The 17,890-nt window shown below is 55.1% G+C and carries 17 protein-coding genes; 14 read left to right on the top strand and 3 right to left on the bottom strand.

Translation table 11 applies throughout. The features are described 5' to 3' along the window. Nucleotides 1-20 precede the first annotated feature (20 nt). From rmuC to tatD, 8 genes are all read left to right on the top strand, one after another. A complete protein-coding gene (rmuC, locus tag PUZ33_RS18670; RefSeq protein WP_058680742.1) occupies nt 21-1,478 on the top strand; it encodes a DNA recombination protein RmuC in 1,458 nt (485 codons plus the stop codon). Between the two features lie 66 nt (nt 1,479-1,544). Then, nucleotides 1,545-2,300, top strand: coding sequence for a bifunctional demethylmenaquinone methyltransferase/2-methoxy-6-polyprenyl-1,4-benzoquinol methylase UbiE (gene ubiE / locus PUZ33_RS18665; RefSeq protein WP_013099241.1), 756 nt, complete (start codon nt 1,545-1,547; stop codon nt 2,298-2,300). A gap of 13 nt (nt 2,301-2,313) precedes the next feature. Beyond that, nucleotides 2,314-2,919, top strand: a complete 606-nt coding sequence (gene ubiJ / locus PUZ33_RS18660; protein ID WP_058680741.1) for a ubiquinone biosynthesis protein UbiJ — start codon at nt 2,314-2,316, stop codon at nt 2,917-2,919. After that, nucleotides 2,916-4,556, top strand: coding sequence for a ubiquinone biosynthesis regulatory protein kinase UbiB (gene ubiB, locus PUZ33_RS18655; protein WP_020688734.1), 1,641 nt, complete (start codon nt 2,916-2,918; stop codon nt 4,554-4,556). The genes ubiJ and ubiB overlap by 4 nt, the downstream gene beginning before the upstream one ends. Nucleotides 4,557-4,632: 76 nt before the next feature. Further along, nucleotides 4,633-4,887, top strand: a complete 255-nt coding sequence (tatA, locus tag PUZ33_RS18650; protein WP_013099238.1) for a Sec-independent protein translocase subunit TatA — start codon at nt 4,633-4,635, stop codon at nt 4,885-4,887. Between the two features lie 3 nt (nt 4,888-4,890). Further along, entirely contained in the window at nt 4,891-5,433 is a 543-nt protein-coding gene (tatB, locus tag PUZ33_RS18645; RefSeq protein ID WP_023621768.1) for a Sec-independent protein translocase protein TatB, read from the top strand. Nucleotides 5,434-5,435: 2 nt separating this feature from the next. After that, the gene (tatC, locus tag PUZ33_RS18640) at nt 5,436-6,206 is read left to right on the top strand and encodes a Sec-independent protein translocase subunit TatC (protein WP_013099236.1); all 771 of its coding nucleotides are present in this window, start codon (nt 5,436-5,438) and stop codon (nt 6,204-6,206) included. 41 nt (nt 6,207-6,247) lie between these two features. Next, nucleotides 6,248-7,030, top strand: a complete 783-nt coding sequence (gene tatD / locus PUZ33_RS18635) for a 3'-5' ssDNA/RNA exonuclease TatD (protein WP_058680740.1) — start codon at nt 6,248-6,250, stop codon at nt 7,028-7,030. Here the strand turns inward: tatD and rfaH are convergent. Further along, nucleotides 7,027-7,518 (bottom strand): transcription/translation regulatory transformer protein RfaH, encoded by a 492-nt coding sequence (rfaH, locus tag PUZ33_RS18630; protein ID WP_013099234.1) that lies wholly within the window; start codon nt 7,516-7,518, stop codon nt 7,027-7,029. The two genes, tatD and rfaH, sit on opposite strands and share 4 nt — an antisense overlap. Nucleotides 7,519-7,691: 173 nt before the next feature. On the opposite strand from rfaH, the gene ubiD reads away from it, so the two are divergent. Both ubiD and fre read left to right on the top strand, forming a co-directional pair. Further along, on the top strand, nt 7,692-9,194 hold the full coding sequence (gene ubiD / locus PUZ33_RS18625; protein ID WP_161496900.1) for a 4-hydroxy-3-polyprenylbenzoate decarboxylase: 1,503 nt from the start codon (nt 7,692-7,694) through the stop codon (nt 9,192-9,194). 30 nt (nt 9,195-9,224) lie between these two features. Then, nucleotides 9,225-9,926: an NAD(P)H-flavin reductase gene (gene fre / locus PUZ33_RS18620; protein ID WP_013099232.1), complete on the top strand. Its 702-nt coding sequence runs from the start codon at nt 9,225-9,227 to the stop codon at nt 9,924-9,926. 161 nt (nt 9,927-10,087) lie between these two features. Here the strand turns inward: fre and fadA are convergent, their stop codons facing one another. Further along, on the bottom strand, nt 10,088-11,251 hold the full coding sequence (fadA, locus tag PUZ33_RS18615) for an acetyl-CoA C-acyltransferase FadA (protein ID WP_020688730.1): 1,164 nt from the start codon (nt 11,249-11,251) through the stop codon (nt 10,088-10,090). 9 nt (nt 11,252-11,260) lie between these two features. Next, entirely contained in the window at nt 11,261-13,450 is a 2,190-nt protein-coding gene (gene fadB / locus PUZ33_RS18610; protein WP_013099230.1) for a fatty acid oxidation complex subunit alpha FadB, read from the bottom strand. Between the two features lie 190 nt (nt 13,451-13,640). On the opposite strand from fadB, the gene pepQ reads away from it, so the two are divergent. Genes pepQ through hemG form a run of 4 tightly spaced genes read left to right on the top strand, consistent with a single transcriptional unit; the run spans nt 13,641 to nt 17,634 of the window. Further along, a complete protein-coding gene (gene pepQ / locus PUZ33_RS18605; RefSeq protein WP_013099229.1) occupies nt 13,641-14,972 on the top strand; it encodes a Xaa-Pro dipeptidase in 1,332 nt (443 codons plus the stop codon). Next, the gene (locus tag PUZ33_RS18600) at nt 14,972-15,586 is read left to right on the top strand and encodes an IMPACT family protein (protein WP_013099228.1); all 615 of its coding nucleotides are present in this window, start codon (nt 14,972-14,974) and stop codon (nt 15,584-15,586) included. The genes pepQ and PUZ33_RS18600 overlap by 1 nt, the downstream gene beginning before the upstream one ends. 40 nt (nt 15,587-15,626) lie before the next feature. After that, on the top strand, nt 15,627-17,078 hold the full coding sequence (gene trkH, locus PUZ33_RS18595) for a Trk system potassium transporter TrkH (protein WP_013099227.1): 1,452 nt from the start codon (nt 15,627-15,629) through the stop codon (nt 17,076-17,078). A 10-nt stretch (nt 17,079-17,088) separates the two neighbouring features. Beyond that, nucleotides 17,089-17,634: a menaquinone-dependent protoporphyrinogen IX dehydrogenase gene (gene hemG / locus PUZ33_RS18590; RefSeq protein ID WP_013099226.1), complete on the top strand. Its 546-nt coding sequence runs from the start codon at nt 17,089-17,091 to the stop codon at nt 17,632-17,634. The last annotated feature ends 256 nt before the right edge of the window (nt 17,635-17,890 follow it).

Here is a 17,890-nt window from a genome sequence, read left to right as displayed (position 1 = left end):
ACGTTGATGCAGGGGGCATTGTGGATCTCTCAATTCTGATTTACGCGGTGATTGCGCTCGCGGGCGTGGCGATAGGCTGGCTGATTTCCAGCTATCAGCACGCGCAGCAAAAGGCCGATCAGCTGGCAGAGCGTGAAGAGATAGTCGCCGAGTTAAGCGCGACAAAACAGCAACTTGCGCTGAGTGAACACTGGCGAGACGAGTGCGAGTTACTCAACAACGAACTGCGCAATCTGCGTGATATCAACACCTCACTGGAAGCCGATCTCCGTGAAGTAACAACCCGCCTGGAATCCACTCAACTGCATGCGGAAGACAAAATCCGCCAGATGATGAACAGCGAGCAGCGCCTCAGCGAACAGTTTGAGAATCTCGCGAACCGCATTTTTGAGCACAGCAACCGCCGCGTTGACGAACAAAACCGCCAGAGTCTGAACAGTCTCCTGACGCCTCTGCGTGAGCAACTGGACGGTTTCCGTCGTCAGGTGCAGGACAGCTTTGGTCAGGAGGCCCGCGAGCGGCACACCCTGGCACACGAAATTCGTAATCTGCAGCAGTTGAATGCACAAATGGCGCAGGAAGCGGTCAACCTGACCCGCGCCCTGAAAGGGGATAACAAAACGCAGGGTAACTGGGGTGAAGTCGTCCTGACGCGGGTGCTGGAAGCCTCTGGACTGCGCGAAGGGTATGAATACGAAACCCAGGTCAGCATAGAAAACGACGCCCGCTCGCGAATGCAGCCAGATGTCATTGTGCGTCTGCCGCAGGGTAAAGATGTGGTGATTGATGCCAAAATGACGCTGGTGGCCTATGAGCGTTACTTCAATGCGGAGGATGACTACACCCGCGAATCGGCGTTGCAGGAGCACATTGCCTCCGTGCGGAACCATATTCGTCTGCTGGGCAGAAAAGACTATCAGCAGTTGCCGGGTTTGCGCTCGCTTGACTATGTTCTGATGTTTATCCCGGTAGAGCCTGCTTTTCTGCTGGCACTCGACAGACAGCCGGAACTGATAACTGAAGCGCTGAAAAACAACATTATGCTGGTCAGCCCCACCACGCTGCTGGTGGCGTTACGCACCATTGCCAACCTGTGGCGCTATGAACATCAGAGCCGCAACGCGCAGCAGATTGCCGATCGCGCCAGCAAGCTGTACGACAAAATGCGCCTCTTTGTGGATGATATGTCCTCGGTCGGGCAAAGCCTGGACCGCGCGCAGGACAACTACCGCCAGGCGATGAAAAAACTCGCCTCCGGGCGGGGTAATCTGCTGGCGCAAGCTGAAGCCTTCCGCGGCCTGGGGGTGGAGGTTAAACGCGAGATTAATCCGGAACTGGTTGAGCAAGCCACGGCACAAGACGAAGAGTTTCGCCTGCGCGAAGGCGCTGATGGACAAAAGAGAGACAGTGAAGACAACGAGTTAGCGGCAGAGATATCGCCAGACCCGCATCTGGCGCGTTTCTTACGTGGTGGTTGAAACGTAGGGCAAACGCGCCCAATCTGTTACACTTCACGAACATTTTACTGATAAGCAGGCTCTGAGATGGTTGACGATTCACAAGACACAACGCACTTTGGCTTTCAGACTGTCGCCAAAGCGCAGAAAGCTGACATGGTGGCCCACGTATTTCATTCCGTGGCGGCGAAGTACGATGTGATGAATGACTTGATGTCATTCGGCATTCATCGCTTGTGGAAGCGCTTCACCATCGACTGCAGCGGTGTGCGTCGTGGACAAACGGTACTGGACCTTGCCGGCGGCACGGGCGATTTGACCGCGAAATTCTCCCGTCTGGTGGGTGAAACCGGGCGTGTTGTTCTGGCTGATATTAACGACTCCATGCTGAAAATGGGGCGTGAGAAGCTGCGTAACATCGGCGTGGTGGGGAATGTGGAATATGTGCAGGCAAACGCCGAGGCACTGCCGTTCCCGGACAATACCTTTGACTGCATCACTATCTCTTTTGGCCTGCGTAACGTCACCGATAAAGAAAAAGCACTGCGCTCAATGTATCGCGTGCTGAAGCCGGGCGGACGTCTGCTGGTGCTTGAGTTCTCCAAACCGATTATCGAGCCACTGAGCAAAGCCTACGACGCCTATTCATTCCATGTTCTGCCGCGTATTGGCGAGCTGGTGGCAAACGACGCAGAAAGCTACCGCTATCTGGCGGAATCCATTCGCATGCACCCGGATCAGGACACCCTGAAGGCCATGATGCAGGATGCGGCGTTTGAAAACGTTGAGTATTTCAACATGACGGCGGGTGTCGTCGCACTGCATCGCGGTTATAAGTTCTGAGTGGAGGTGTCCTGTGCCCTTTAAACCCTTAGTCACCGCAGGCATCGAGAATGTACTGAATGCCTTTCTCTATCGTGCGCCAGCGCTAAAAGCCGCGCGGCAGCGACTTAACGGGAAGGTATTGCGGATCGTTTTAAAAGAGTTCTCGACGCCGCTTGTGCTGGTCTTCAGCGAACGCCAGCTTGATGTTCTGGGGGAGTGGGAAGGAGACGCCGATTGCTCTGTCATCACGCGCATGAGCGTGCTGCCAAAACTGCGTGACCGCCAGCAACTAACGGCGCTGATCCGCAGCGGTGAGCTGGAAGTGGAAGGCGACCTTCAGGTCGTACAAAATTTCGTTGCGCTCAGCGATCTGGCCGAGTTTGACCCGGCGGAACTGCTTGCCCCGTTTATTGGCGACATTGCAGCGGAAGGGATCGGCAAAGCCCTGCATGGTGGTACCGCCTTCCTGCGTAAAAGCCTGCAACGTCAGCAGCGCTATGCGGCAGAAGTGCTGACTGAAGAGTGGCGTATGGCCCCTGGACCGCTGGAAGTGGCCTGGTTCGCGGAAGAGACTGCGGCTGTTGAACGTGCGGTTGATGCGTTAACCAAACGGCTGGAAAAACTGGAGGGCAAATGACGCCTGGTGAAATTCGGCGCCTCTATTTTATCGTCCACACCTTTTTGAGTTACGGGCTCGACGAGCTTATCCCCAAAATGCGTATCACGCTGCCGCTTCGTATCTGGCGGCGGATGTTGTTCTGGATGCCTAATCGCCACAAAGGACAGCCGCTGGGTGAACGCCTGCGTCTGGCGCTACAGGAGCTGGGCCCGGTATGGATTAAGTTCGGCCAAATGCTCTCGACCCGTCGCGATCTTTTCCCGCCTCAGATTGCCGATCAGCTGGCACTGCTGCAGGATCGTGTGGCCCCGTTTGACGGCGTGCGCGCGAAAAAACAGATCGAAGAGGCGATGGGCAATATTCCTGTTGAGACCTGGTTCGACGATTTCGACATTCAGCCGCTGGCTTCTGCCTCCATTGCCCAGGTGCATACCGCGCGTCTGAAAGAGAATGGCAAAGAAGTCGTTATCAAAGTTATCCGCCCGGATATTCTGCCGATCATCAAAGCGGACATGAAGCTTATCTATCGTCTGGCGCGCTGGGTTCCGCGTCTGCTCCCTGACGGACGCCGCCTGCGCCCGCTGGAAGTGGTACGGGAATATGAAAAAACGCTGATCGATGAACTAAACCTGCTGCGCGAATCGGCAAACGCCATTCAGCTACGGCGTAATTTTGAAAACAGCCCGATGCTGTATGTTCCTGAAGTCTATTCTGACTACTGCAGCCAGAACATGATGGTCATGGAACGTATTTACGGTATTCCCGTCTCGGATGTCGTGGCCCTGGAGAAACAGGGAACGAACATGAAGCTGCTGGCCGAACGTGGCGTACAGGTCTTCTTTACTCAGGTCTTCCGCGACAGCTTTTTCCACGCAGACATGCATCCGGGCAATATCTTTGTGAGCTATGAGCATCCGGACGACCCGCAATATATCGGCATTGATTGCGGTATTGTCGGCTCGCTCAATAAAGAAGATAAGCGTTATCTGGCGGAGAATTTTATCGCCTTCTTTAATCGCGACTACCGTAAAGTGGCTGAATTGCATGTTGACTCAGGTTGGGTTCCGCCGGACACCAATGTCGAAGAGTTTGAGTTTGCCATCCGTACCGTCTGTGAACCGATTTTTGAAAAACCGCTGGCGGAAATCTCGTTCGGTCACGTTTTGCTGAATCTGTTTAACACCGCTCGCCGCTTCAATATGGAAGTGCAGCCACAGCTTGTTTTACTTCAGAAAACATTACTTTACGTTGAAGGTGTAGGTCGACAGCTCTATCCTCAGTTAGACTTGTGGAAGACCGCGAAACCGTTCCTGGAATCCTGGATTAAGGATCAGGTTGGCATTCCGGCTCTGGTGCGGGCTTTCAAAGAGAAAGCCCCGTTCTGGGTTGAAAAAATGCCGGAACTTCCTGAACTGGTGTATGACAGTTTGCGTCAGAGCAAGAACCTTCAGCTCAGCATGGATAAAATCGCCCACGAGCTTCAGTCGAACCGCGTACGCCAGGGCCAGTCTCGCTATCTGTTTGGCATTGGCGCAACCCTGCTGCTCAGTGGTACGTTGTTGTTAATCAACCGTCCGGACTGGCAGATGATGCCCGCCTGGCTAATGGCTGCCGGAATAGTGGTCTGGTTCGTTGGCTGGAGAAAGACGCGCTGAACAGGCATCGCTATCACCAGGTCGCATACGTATAATGCGGTCTGACTAATTAATCATCTATCTCTGAGGAATATGTATGGGTGGTATCAGTATCTGGCAATTAGTCATTATTGCCGTCATCGTCGTGCTGCTGTTTGGCACCAAAAAGCTCGGTTCTATCGGTTCCGATCTGGGCGCGTCTATCAAAGGCTTCAAGAAAGCAATGAGCGATGATGAGAGCAAGCAGGATAAAACCAGCCAGGACGCTGACTTTACTGCTAAATCCATCTCCGACAAGCAAGAAGATGCCAAAAAGGAAGACGCTAAACGCCACGATAAAGAGCAGGTGTAAGTCGTGTTCGACATTGGTTTTAGTGAGCTGCTGCTGGTCTTTGTGATTGGCCTCATCGTGCTGGGGCCACAGCGTTTACCCGTTGCAGTCAAAACGGTTGTGGGGTGGGTGCGTGCGCTTCGTTCGCTGGCATCCACCGTACAGAACGAGCTGGCGCAGGAACTTAAGCTGCAAGAGTTTCAGGAAAGCCTGAAAAAGGTTGAGAAGGCGAGCATGGATAACCTGACGCCGGAACTGAAAGCCTCCATGGATGAACTGCGCGAAGCGGCAGAATCCATGAAGCGCTCCTACAGCGTTAACGATCCTGAAAAAGCGAGCGATGAAGCGAACACCATCCATAACCCGGTGGTGAAGAACAGTGAAGCGCAGCGCGAGGGCGTAACGCCTGCCAGCGCGGAGCATCAGGCCACCGCGCCTGAACATACGCCGCAGGAACCTGAACTGAAAAAACAGGCGCAGCCGGAAGACCCTGTGGTCAACGCGGCTGAAGCAAAGCCCGCCGCGCCTGTTACCGAATCATCCCCCTCGTCGAGTGATAAAGCGTAAACATGGCAGTAGATGATACTCAACCGCTCATTACGCACCTCATTGAGCTGCGTAAGCGCCTGTTAAACTGCATTATTGCGGTTTTCGTTATTTTCTTATGCCTGGTTTATTTCGCCAATGACATCTACCAGGTTGTCTCCGCGCCGCTGATAAAGCAGATGCCGCTGGGCGCAACGATGATCGCGACGGACGTTGCTTCGCCGTTCTTTACGCCCATTAAGCTCACGTTCTGGGTATCGTTGATCGCTTCTGCACCCATCCTGCTGTATCAGATCTGGGCGTTTGTGGCGCCAGCGCTGTATAAGCATGAACGCAAACTGGTGATCCCACTGCTGGTCTCCAGCTCGCTGTTGTTCTATATCGGCATGGCGTTTGCCTATTTCGTGGTCTTCCCGCTGGCTTTTGGCTTCCTGACGCATACCGCGCCGGAAGGGGTACAGGTGTCGACCGATATTGCCAGCTACCTCAGCTTTGTGATGGCGCTGTTTATGGCATTCGGCGTGGCGTTCGAAGTGCCGGTTGCGATTGTGCTGCTTTGCTGGGTGGGTGTAACCACACCAGAAGACCTGCGTAAAAAGCGTCCGTATATTCTGGTCGGCGCATTTGTGGTCGGCATGCTGCTGACGCCGCCCGATGTCTTCTCGCAAACGCTGCTGGCCATACCGATGTACTGTCTGTTTGAGGTAGGCGTCTTCTTCTCACGTTTCTATGTGGGGAAAGGGCGTCGGTCAGAGGACGAAGACGACGTCTCTGAAAAGAGCACTGAAGAGTAAAACCAGCCGCCCGTCAGGGCGGTTGTCATATGGGGAATTGCATGTTTGATATTGGACTTAACCTGACCAGTTCACAGTTTGCGAAAGATCGCGACGACGTCGTGGCGCGCGCGTTTGCCGCCGGCGTAAAAGGGCTGCTGCTGACAGGCACCAACCTGCATGAAAGCGAGCAGGCGCAACAGCTGGCCCAACGCTACGATCGCTGCTGGTCTACGGCGGGCGTGCATCCTCATGACAGCAGCCAGTGGACGTCGGAGAGCGCTGAAATCATTCACAGGCTGGCGAAAACTGCCGAAGTGGTGGCTATCGGGGAATGTGGGCTCGATTTCAACCGTAATTTTTCCACCCCTGCCGAGCAGGAAAAAGCGTTTACGGCGCAACTTGCCCTGGCGGCCGAGCTTGAAATGCCGGTGTTTATGCACTGTCGCGACGCGCATGAGCGCTTCCTCGCGCTGCTGGATCCCTGGCTGGATAAACTGCCAGGCGCGGTGCTGCACTGTTTTACCGGTTCACGTCAGGAGGCGCTGGACTGTCTGGATCGTGGGCTTTATTTGGGGATTACCGGCTGGGTGTGCGATGAACGCCGCGGGCTGGAGCTTCGTGAACTGTTGCCGGTGATCCCGGCCGACCAGTTGCTCTTCGAAACCGACGCGCCTTATTTATTGCCGCGTGATATGAAACCAAAACCGGCATCGCGACGTAACGAACCGGCGTGGCTGGGGCATATTGTCACGAGCGTGGCGCAGTGGCGCGGAGAGGATCCGCACGGGTTATCTACGCAGACGGATGACAACGTGCGTCGCCTGTTTGGCATTGATTTTTAAACTTTGCGGAAGTCGGTGTTTTTCACGCTTTGTAGCACCTGCTTATTAAGCAGATTGAGCAATAACATGGAGCGTGCTTCACCGTCCGGCTCGGCGAAAATCGCCTGCAGGCCTTCGAAGGCACCTTCGGTGATGACGACACTGTCTCCCGCGTACGGGGTTTCCGGGTCGGTAATATCTTCAGGTTGTTGATAAACCGAAAGCTGATGGATCACCGTCGACGGCACCGTTGCCGGGTGCGCACCAAAACGAACAAAATGGCTGACGCCGCGCGTGGCGCTGATGGTGGTGGTGTGGATCACTTCCGGGTCGAATTCCACGAACAAATAGTTCGGAAATAGCGGCTCACTGACGGTTGTGCGCTTCCCGCGCTGCATTTTTTCAAGCGTGATCACGGGTGTCAGGCAATTTACAGACTGACGTTCTAAATGTTCCTGCGCGCGCTGAAGTTGCCCGCGTTTGCAATACAGTAAATACCAGGCCTGCATAATCACTCTTTCCCTTAGTTTCGGGCGCAAGCATATCAAAACCCTGGCGGGATCGCTAAGTTGATTATAATGGCCGAAAAGGGAACAGGATGCAGAAGTTCACGCTAATTTAACAAAATTACAGCATCACGCAGGCTTACGCCGTATAATGAAGCGCTTACAGAGAGGCCATGATTAACTGCATGAAATACCACGATCTCCGCGACTTCCTGACGCTGCTGGAAAAGCAGGGCGAACTCAAACGCATTACGCTTCCTGTCGATCCTTATCTGGAAATGACAGAAATTGCTGACCGCACCCTGCGTGCCGGTGGCCCGGCGCTTCTGTTTGAAAACCCGAAGGGTTATTCAATGCCGGTGCTGTGCAACCTGTTTGGAACCCCTCGCCGTGTGGCGTTGGGCATGGGCCAGGAGGACGTCACAGCGTTACGTGAAGTGGGTAAACTGCTGGCGTTTCTGAAAGAGCCGGAGCCACCGAAAGGCTTCCGCGATCTGTTCGACAAGCTGCCGCAGTTTAAGCAGGTGCTGAACATGCCAACCAAACGTCTGCGCGGCGCGCCGTGCCAGCAGAAAGTGCTGGAAGGGGATGCGGTAGATCTGACCAAAATCCCGATCATGCAGTGCTGGCCTGAAGATGCCGCGCCACTCATTACGTGGGGGCTCACCGTCACACGCGGGCCGCATAAAGAGCGTCAAAATCTGGGTATTTACCGCCAGCAGCTGATTGGCAAGAATAAGCTCATCATGCGCTGGCTGTCGCATCGCGGCGGCGCGCTGGATTTCCAGGAGTGGTGTGCTGCACACCCGGGCGAGCGTTTTCCGGTCTCAGTTGCGTTAGGGGCCGACCCCGCCACCATTCTGGGCGCGGTAACGCCAGTGCCGGATACACTCTCTGAATATGCCTTTGCAGGACTGCTGCGTGGCACCAAAACGGAAGTCGTGAAGTGTATCTCTAACGACCTCGAAGTGCCCGCGAGTGCAGAGATTGTCCTGGAAGGTTACATTGAACAGGGCGAGCTGGCACCCGAAGGCCCGTACGGTGACCACACGGGCTATTATAACGAAGTGGATAACTTCCCGGTGTTTACCGTCACGCACATTACCCAGCGTGAAGATGCGATTTATCACTCCACCTATACCGGACGTCCACCGGATGAACCTGCAGTACTGGGTGTGGCGCTGAATGAAGTGTTTGTGCCGATCCTGCAAAAGCAGTTCCCGGAAATTGTTGATTTCTATCTGCCGCCGGAAGGATGCTCGTATCGCCTGGCGGTGGTCACAATGAAGAAGCAGTATCCTGGTCACGCTAAACGCGTGATGATGGGCGTATGGTCTTTCCTGCGCCAGTTTATGTATACCAAATTTGTGATTGTCTGCGATGATGACGTTAACGCCCGCGACTGGAATGATGTTATCTGGGCCATTACCACGCGAATGGATCCGGCGCGCGATACGGTGTTAGTGGAAAACACGCCGATAGATTATCTGGATTTTGCCTCGCCGGTCTCCGGTCTTGGCTCAAAAATGGGACTGGATGCCACAAATAAATGGCCTGGCGAAACCGACCGTGAATGGGGTCGCCCGATCAAGAAAGATCCTGCTGTGACCGCGCGAATTGACGCGATCTGGGACGAACTGGCCATAATGAATAACGGTAAACCGCAGGCTGACCGTTAAGCCCTATAGACTTCCCGACAGAGAGAGCGAATGACAACCTTAAGCTGTAAAGTGACCTCGGTAGATGCTATCACCGACACCGTATATCGCGTCCGTTTAGTGCCTGAAGCGGCATTCTCTTTCCGTGCTGGTCAGTACCTGATGGTCGTGATGGATGAACGTGATAAGCGTCCTTTCTCTATGGCCTCAACGCCAGCGGAGCAGGAATTTATTGAGCTTCATATTGGTGCGTCAGAGCTTAACCTGTATGCAATGGCCGTCATGGACCGCATTCTTAAAGAGCGCGAGATCGTGGTGGATATTCCACACGGTGATGCATGGCTGCGTGACGATGAAGACCGTCCGCTGATCCTGATTGCCGGTGGTACAGGCTTCTCCTACGTGCGCTCTATTCTGTTGACGGCCCTGGCGCGTAACCCGAACCGTGATATCACTATCTACTGGGGTGGCCGCGAAGAGAAACATCTCTACGATCTCTCTGAGCTTGAAGCGCTGAGCGTTAACCATCCCAACCTGCGTGTTGAACCGGTGGTTGAGCAGCCGGAAGAGGGCTGGCGTGGGCGTAGCGGCACAGTGCTGACGGCGGTACTGCAGGATCATGGCACGCTGGCAGGGCACGATATCTATATCGCTGGCCGCTTTGAGATGGCGAAAATTGCCCGTGACCTGTTCTGTAACGAACGTGATGCGCGTGAAGATCGTCTGTTTGGCGATGCTTTTGCGTTTATCTAAATAAAAAACCCGCCCCTGACAGGCGGGAAGAACGGCAACTAAACTGTCTCTCTTCGCAAATGGCGTCACTTGCGGCGAGGTACCTCTCGTAGGCCGGGAAAGCGCAGCACCTCCCGGCAAAAGCCCGATGGCGCGATGCTTATCGGGCCTACGTTATAGCCTTACACTCTCTCAAACACCGTTGCGATACCCTGACCCAACCCAATACACATCGTTGCCAGACCAAACTGCGCGTCTTTGCGTTCCATCAGGTTAATCAGCGTTGTGCTGATACGCGCCCCGGAGCAGCCCAGCGGGTGACCGAGGGCGATCGCGCCGCCGTTGAGGTTAATTTTCTCGTCGATCTGCTCCATCAGCCCCAGATCTTTAATGCACGGCAGGATCTGCGCGGCGAAGGCTTCGTTCATCTCGAACACGTCGATATCACTGGTGGTCAATCCCGCTTTCTTCAGCGCCAGCTTCGAGGCCGGAACCGGGCCGTAACCCATGATAGAAGGATCGCAGCCTACCACCGCCATTGAGCGCACCCGGGCGCGAGGCGTTAACCCCAGCTCGCGGGCGCGGCTTTCGCTCATTACCAGCATCGCGGCCGCTCCGTCAGACAGCGCCGACGAGGTACCTGCCGTGACCGTACCGGTGACCGGGTCAAACGCCGGGCGCAGGGTGGATAGCGCTTCAACGGTGGTTTCCGGGCGGATCACTTCGTCGTAGCTGAACTGCTTCAGAACGCCATCAGCATCATGGCCGCCGGTCGGGATGATCTCATTCTTAAACGCGCCGGATTGCGTGGCGGCCCATGCACGAGCATGAGAACGCGCGGCGAAGGTATCCTGCATTTCACGGCTAATTCCGTGCAGGCGGGACAGCATTTCAGCGGTCAGGCCCATCATTCCTGCGGCTTTCGCCACGTTACGGCTCATGCCCGGGTGGAAATCGACCCCGTGGCTCATTGGCACATGGCCCATGTGCTCCACGCCGCCGACCAGGCAGGCCTGCGCGTCACCGGTCATGATCATACGCGCCGCATCATGCAGTGCCTGCATTGAGGAGCCGCACAGACGGTTGACGGTAACTGCCGGCACCGAATGTGGGATCTCCGCCAGCAGCGAAGCATTGCGGGCGATGTTGAAGCCCTGCTCAAGCGTCTGTTGCACACAGCCCCAGTAGATATCGTCGAGCGCAGCCGGGTCCAGCGCCGGATTACGCGCCAGCAGGCTGCGCATCAGGTGCGCTGAGAGATCCTCTGCACGCACGTTACGGAATGCGCCGCCTTTTGAACGGCCCATCGGGGTGCGAATCGCATCAACAATGACAACCTTTTCCATTGTGACTCCTTAAGCCGTTTTCAGCTCGCCAACCGGACGGGCTGGCTCAACTGCTGGGTAATAGGATTCGTTATGGCGCGCTTTATTACGCAGCCCTTCCGGCACGTCATACAGCGGGCCGAGGTGCTGATACTGCTGCACCATATCGAGATAGCGGGCGCTGCCGAGCGTATCCAGCCAGCGGAACGCGCCACCGTGGAACGGAGGGAAGCCCAGGCCATAGACCAGCGCCATATCGGCTTCTGCCGGACTGGCGATAATGCCTTCTTCCAGGCAACGCACCACTTCGTTGATCATCGGAATCATCATCCGGGCGATGATTTCATCGTCCGTGAAGTCACGTTTTGGCTGGCTAACCCCGGCCAGCAGGCTATCCACCGCCGGATCTTCTTCTTTCTTCGGTTTGCCTTTGCTGTCTTCTTTATAGCGCCAGAAGCCCAGACCGTTTTTCTGACCAAAGCGGTTGGCGTCAAACAGGGCGTCAATCGCATCGCGATAATCTTTCTGCATGCGCTGTGGGAAGCCCGCCGCCATAACCGCTTGAGCGTGATGCGCGGTATCAATGCCAACCACATCCAGCAGATACGCTGGCCCCATCGGCCAGCCGAACTGTTTTTCCATCACTTTGTCGACTTTGCGGAAGTCCGCGCCGTCGCGCAGCAGCTGGCTGAAACCAGCGAAGTAAGGGAACAGTACGCGGTTGACGAAGAAGCCCGGGCAGTCGTTGACCACAATCGGGGTTTTGCCCATCTTGCTGGCCCACGCCACCACTTTTGCGATGGTGTCGTCAGAGGTTTTTTCGCCGCGGATCACTTCGACCAGTGGCATGCGGTGCACCGGGTTGAAGAAATGCATTCCGCAGAAGTTTTCCGGGCGCTTCAGGACGCTTGCCAGCTCGCTAATCGGGATCGTCGAGGTGTTAGAGGCCAGTACGGTCTCCGGACGCACTTTCTCTTCCGTTTCGGCCAGTACCGCTTTCTTCACTTTCGGGTTCTCTACCACGGCCTCAACCACCACATCGACGCGGTCAAAACCGGTGTATTCCAGTACGGGCTGGATAGTGGAGATCACGCCTGAGAGTTTCAGACCGTCAATTTTGCCGCGTTCCAGCTGTTTATTGAGCAGCTTGGCTGCTTCGGTCATCCCCAGCGTCAGGGATTTCTCGCTGATGTCTTTCATCACCACCGGCACGCCCTTCCAGGCGGACTGGTAAGCGATGCCGCCGCCCATAATGCCAGCGCCAAGTACCGCCGCATGTTTTGGCGTCTCAACGTTTTTCGTCAGCTGTTTTGCTTTGCCTTTCACGAACTGATCGTTGAGGAAGATACCCACCAGCGCGCGGGCTTCATTGGTATGTGCCAGCGGGACAAAGCTCTGGTTTTCGAGTTTCAGGGCTTCGTCACGGCCAAAGCGGGCTGCGGCTTCGATGGTTTTCACCGCCGTGATCGGCGCCGGGTAGTGTTTACCCGCCGTCTGCATCACCATGCCCTTGGCGATGGTGAAACTCATGGCTGCTTCAATCTTGCTGAGCTTTAACGGCTCCAGTTTCGGCTGGCGTTTGGCCTTCCAGTCGAGATCGCCGTTAATGGCCTGACGCAGAATGGCGAGGGAGCCTTCAATCAGTTTTTCTGGCTTCACGACGCCATCAACCAGGCCGATTTTTTGCGCCTGCTCTGCGCCAACATCTTTACCTGCGGCAATAATTTCCAGCGCGCTGTCGGCACCCAGCATGCGCGGCATACGTACGGAGCCGCCAAAGCCCGGCATAATGCCCAGTTTGGTTTCCGGCAGGCCGATGCGCAGATCCGGCGTGGCGAGGCGGTAGTCGGTGGCCAGCACGCATTCACAGCCGCCGCCCAGCGCGTAGCCGTTAACGGCGGAAAGGGTCGGGACAGGCAGATCTTCCAGACGATTAAAGACGCTGTTGGCAAAGTGCAGCCACTGGCTCAGCTGTTCTTCAGGCACCAGGAACAGTGAAAGAAATTCGGTGATATCGGCACCAACAATAAAGGCCGCTTTGTTCGAGCGCAGCAGCAGCCCCTTTAAATCAGTTTGTTTTTCAAGTACATCCAGCGCCTGGCCAAGACTGGCCACCGTCGCGGTATCAAGCTTGTTGACTGAGCCGGGGGCATCGAACACCAGTTCGGCAATGCCATCTTCCAGCCAGTTGAGGTACAGGGTGTCGCCTTTGTAGAGCATGTCAGTCTCCTGAATCCAGCAAGTGGATCTGGTCATACCAGATGAGTCGGAGTGTGGGATTTATGTTAATAAAATGCAAATTACTCATTAAGAAATTGCTGCATTGATCACGGTCGGTGGAAATCACGCAGCCGGAGACAGGTGTGCTAAGATGCGAGGACTTGAGGTCAAAAAAACGAAAGGAAGAATGATGGACTCACTGGCTTCGCTTTATAAAAATCATATCGTTACCCTACAGGAACGTACCCGTGATGTACTTGCCCGCTTTAAGCTGGATGCGCTGTTAATCCACTCTGGCGAGCTGATGAATACCTTTCTGGATGACCATGCGTATCCGTTTAAGGTTAACCCGCAGTTTAAAGCCTGGGTGCCGGTAACACAGGTGCCAAATTGCTGGTTGCTGGTGGATGGCGTGAACAAGCCGAAACTGTGGTTCTATCTGCCTGTGGATTACTGGCACAACGTTGAGCCGCTGCCGACCAGCTTCTGGACAGAAGAAGTGGACGTCATGGCTTTACCAAAAGCCGACGGTATTGGCAGCCAGTTGCCTGCCGCGCGTGGCAATATTGCCTACATTGGCCCGGTCCCGGAGCGTGCGCTGGGTCTGGATATCCCGGCAGACAAACTCAACCCGAAAGGGGTGCTGGATTTCCTGCACTATTACCGCGCGTATAAAACCGACTACGAACTTTACTGCATGCGTGAAGCGCAAAAAACGGCGGTGAATGGTCACCGTGCAGCGCATGAAGCCTTCCAGTCCGGTATGAGCGAGTTCGATATCAATCAGGCGTACCTCACCGCGACCGGTCACCGTGACACCGATGTGCCTTACAGCAACATCGTCGCCCTGAATGAGCATGCCTCTGTTCTGCATTACACCAAACTGGATCACCATGTGCCGTCTGAGATGCGCAGCTTCCTGCTGGACGCGGGCGCAGAGTACAACGGCTACGCGGCTGACCTGACCCGTACCTGGGCGGCCAATGCGGATACCGATTTTGCGCATCTGATTAAAGACGTCAACGATGAGCAACTGGCGCTTATCAGCACCATGAAAGCCGGAACCAGCTATGTGGATTACCATATCCAGTTCCATCAGCGCATCGCTAAACTGCTGCGTAAACACCAGATCGTGAAAGACATGAGCGAAGAGGCGATGGTCGAAAACGATCTGACCGGACCCTTTATGCCGCACGGTATCGGCCACCCGCTGGGTCTGCAGGTTCATGATGTTGCGGGCTTTATGCAGGATGATACCGGCACGCACCTCGCCGCGCCGTCTAAATATCCTTACCTGCGCTGCACGCGTATCCTTGAGCCGCGCATGGTGCTGACCATCGAGCCGGGGATCTACTTTATCGAATCGCTGTTAGCGCCATGGCGCGAAGGTCAGTTCAGCAAGCACTTCAACTGGGAAAAAATTGACGCGCTGAAGCCGTTTGGCGGTATTCGTATCGAAGATAACGTCGTGATTCATGAGAACGGTATCGAGAATATGACGCGAGACCTGAAGCTGGCCTGATGGAAAGCTGGCTGATACCGGCTGAGCCGGTCACCTTTGTTGAAGAAATCAAGAAAAGCCGCTTTATTACGCTGCTGGCACACACCGATGGCGTAGAGGCGGCAAAGGCGTTTGTTGAGTCTGTCCGCGCTGCGCATCCCGACGCCCGTCACCACTGCGTGGCGTGGGTCGCCGGGCCGCCAGACGATTCGCAGCAGCTGGGTTTTTCTGATGACGGTGAACCGGCGGGTACTGCCGGTAAACCTATGCTTTCCCAGCTCATGGGCAGTGGCGTGGGTGAAATCACCGCCGTGGTTGTTCGCTACTACGGCGGCATTTTATTAGGTACCGGTGGGCTGGTGAAAGCGTATGGCGGGGGCGTACAGCAGGCGCTTAATATGTTGGTCACTACCCGCAAAACGCCACTCACCGAATATACTTTGTTGTGCGACTACGCCCAGCTATCGGGTGTCGAAGCGCTGCTTAAACAGTTTAACGGTGTGATTGCACACAGTGATTACCAGGCAATGGTGCAATTGCGCGTGGCGCTTCCTCAGGCTGAACAGGCTGCTTTTTCGGCAAAACTGGCGGATTTTAGTCGCGGTTCGTTGCAATTGCTGCCGATTGAAGAATAATCCCCACCTCACTTTTTGAATACCAAAGGAAGCGGCAGAGATGCATTTTCGTGCCATAACCCGAATCGTTGGACTGCTGGTCATACTTTTTTCCGGGACAATGATTCTCCCAGGACTGGTGGCGCTTATCTACCGGGACGGCGCGGGGCGGGCATTTACCCAGACCTTCTTTGTTGCGCTGGCGATTGGCTCGCTGCTATGGTGGCCAAACCGTCGTCAGAAAGGTGAGCTGAAATCACGTGAAGGGTTTCTGATTGTGGTGCTGTTCTGGACGGTGCTGGGAAGCGTCGGTTCGCTGCCCTTTATCTTCTCTGAACAGCCCAATCTGAGCATCACGGATGCCTTTTTTGAATCCTTCTCCGGCTTAACGACTACCGGCGCGACTACGCTGGTTGGGCTGGATTCATTACCCCACGCCATTCTCTTTTATCGCCAGATGCTGCAATGGTTCGGTGGTATGGGGATCATTGTTCTGGCGGTGGCCATCCTTCCTATCCTGGGCGTCGGGGGCATGCAGTTGTACAGGGCAGAAATGCCGGGGCCACTGAAAGATAACAAGATGCGCCCGCGTATTGCCGAGACGGCGAAGACCCTGTGGCTGATTTATGTTTTACTGACCGTTGCCTGTGCGCTGGCGCTGTGGTTTGCCGGTATGCCCGCGTTCGATGCCATCGGGCACAGCTTTGCGACAATCGCCATCGGCGGGTTCTCTACCCACGATGCCAGCGTGGGCTACTTTGATAGTCCAACGATCAACACCATTATTGCTATTTTCCTGCTGATCTCCGGCTGTAACTACGGTCTACACTTCTCATTACTCAGCGGACGTAGCCTGAAGGTGTACTGGCGCGACCCGGAGTTCCGTATGTTTATTGGCGTCCAGCTCACGCTGGTGGTCATCTGTACGCTGGTGCTTTGGTTCCATGATGTCTATAACTCGGCGTTGACCACGCTAAACCAGGCGTTCTTCCAGGTGGTGTCGATGGCGACAACCGCAGGTTTTACCACGGACAGCATTGCGCGCTGGCCGCTGTTCCTGCCTGTGCTGCTGCTGTGCTCGGCATTTATTGGTGGTTGCGCAGGGTCGACGGGCGGTGGCCTGAAGGTGATTCGTATTCTGCTGCTCTTCAAGCAGGGGAACCGTGAATTAAAACGCCTGGTTCACCCGAATGCAGTCTATAGCATCAAGCTGGGCAACCGTGCCCTGCCGGAACGTATTCTCGAAGCGGTGTGGGGATTCTTCTCGGCGTATGCCCTGGTCTTTATCGTCAGTATGCTGGCAATCATCGCGACGGGGGTGGATGATTTCTCTGCCTTTGCGTCCGTTGTGGCAACACTTAATAACCTCGGGCCTGGCCTGGGGGTCGTGGCGGATAACTTTGCCAGTATGAACCCGGTCGCGAAATGGATCCTAATCGCCAATATGCTGTTTGGGCGTCTTGAGGTCTTTACGCTGCTGGTGCTGTTCACCCCAACATTCTGGCGCGAGTAAGGAGTCGTCGGTGAAAACACTTATTCTATTCTCTACGCGAGACGGGCAAACGCGTGAGATTGCCTCTTATCTGGCTTCTGAACTACAAGAGCTGGGCATTTACTCTGATGTGGTGAACCTGAACCGTACGGAGCAAATCGCCTGGCAGGATTACGACCGTGTGGTGATTGGGGCGTCTATCCGTTACGGGCATTTCCATCCTGCGCTGGATCGCTTTGTGAAAAAGCATACGGCAGCGCTCAATAAGCTGCCCGGGGCGTTCTACTCGGTCAATCTGGTGGCCCGCAAACCTGAAAAGCGTACACCGCAGACCAACAGCTACACGCGTAAGTTTTTGCTGAATTCGCCGTGGCAGCCAGACCTGTGTGCCGTCTTTGCAGGGGCGCTGCGTTACCCCCGCTATCGCTGGTATGACCGCTTTATGATTCGGCTGATTATGAAAATGACCGGCGGTGAAACCGATACGCGTAAAGAAGTGGTTTATACCGACTGGACGCAGGTGAGCAGTTTTGCCCGGGAAATCGCGCATTTATCACCCGAATCGCGGCGTATTTAAGCGTGGAGTTTGAAAAGTGAGCGAACGAAAAGTTTTTTGTATTTTGTGCTTGTCACTTCAGAATAACTCCCTATAATGCGCCTCCACTGACACGGAACAACGGCACACACGCCGCCGGGTCAGCAGAGAAAAGCAAATTAAACGCTTGACTCTGAAGCGGGAAAGCGTAATATGCACACCCCGCGCCGCAGCGAAAACGAAGCGGCACTGCTCTTTAACAATTTATCAGACAATCTGTGTGGGCACTCAAAGTGAC

Origin of the sequence: Enterobacter cloacae complex sp. 2022EL-00981 (assembly GCF_028737495.1) — a bacterium.
Taxonomy (GTDB): Bacteria; Pseudomonadota; Gammaproteobacteria; order Enterobacterales; family Enterobacteriaceae; genus Enterobacter; species Enterobacter cloacae.
Note: the sequence above shows the minus strand (reverse complement) of the source record. Positions and strands in the feature narration are given on the sequence as shown.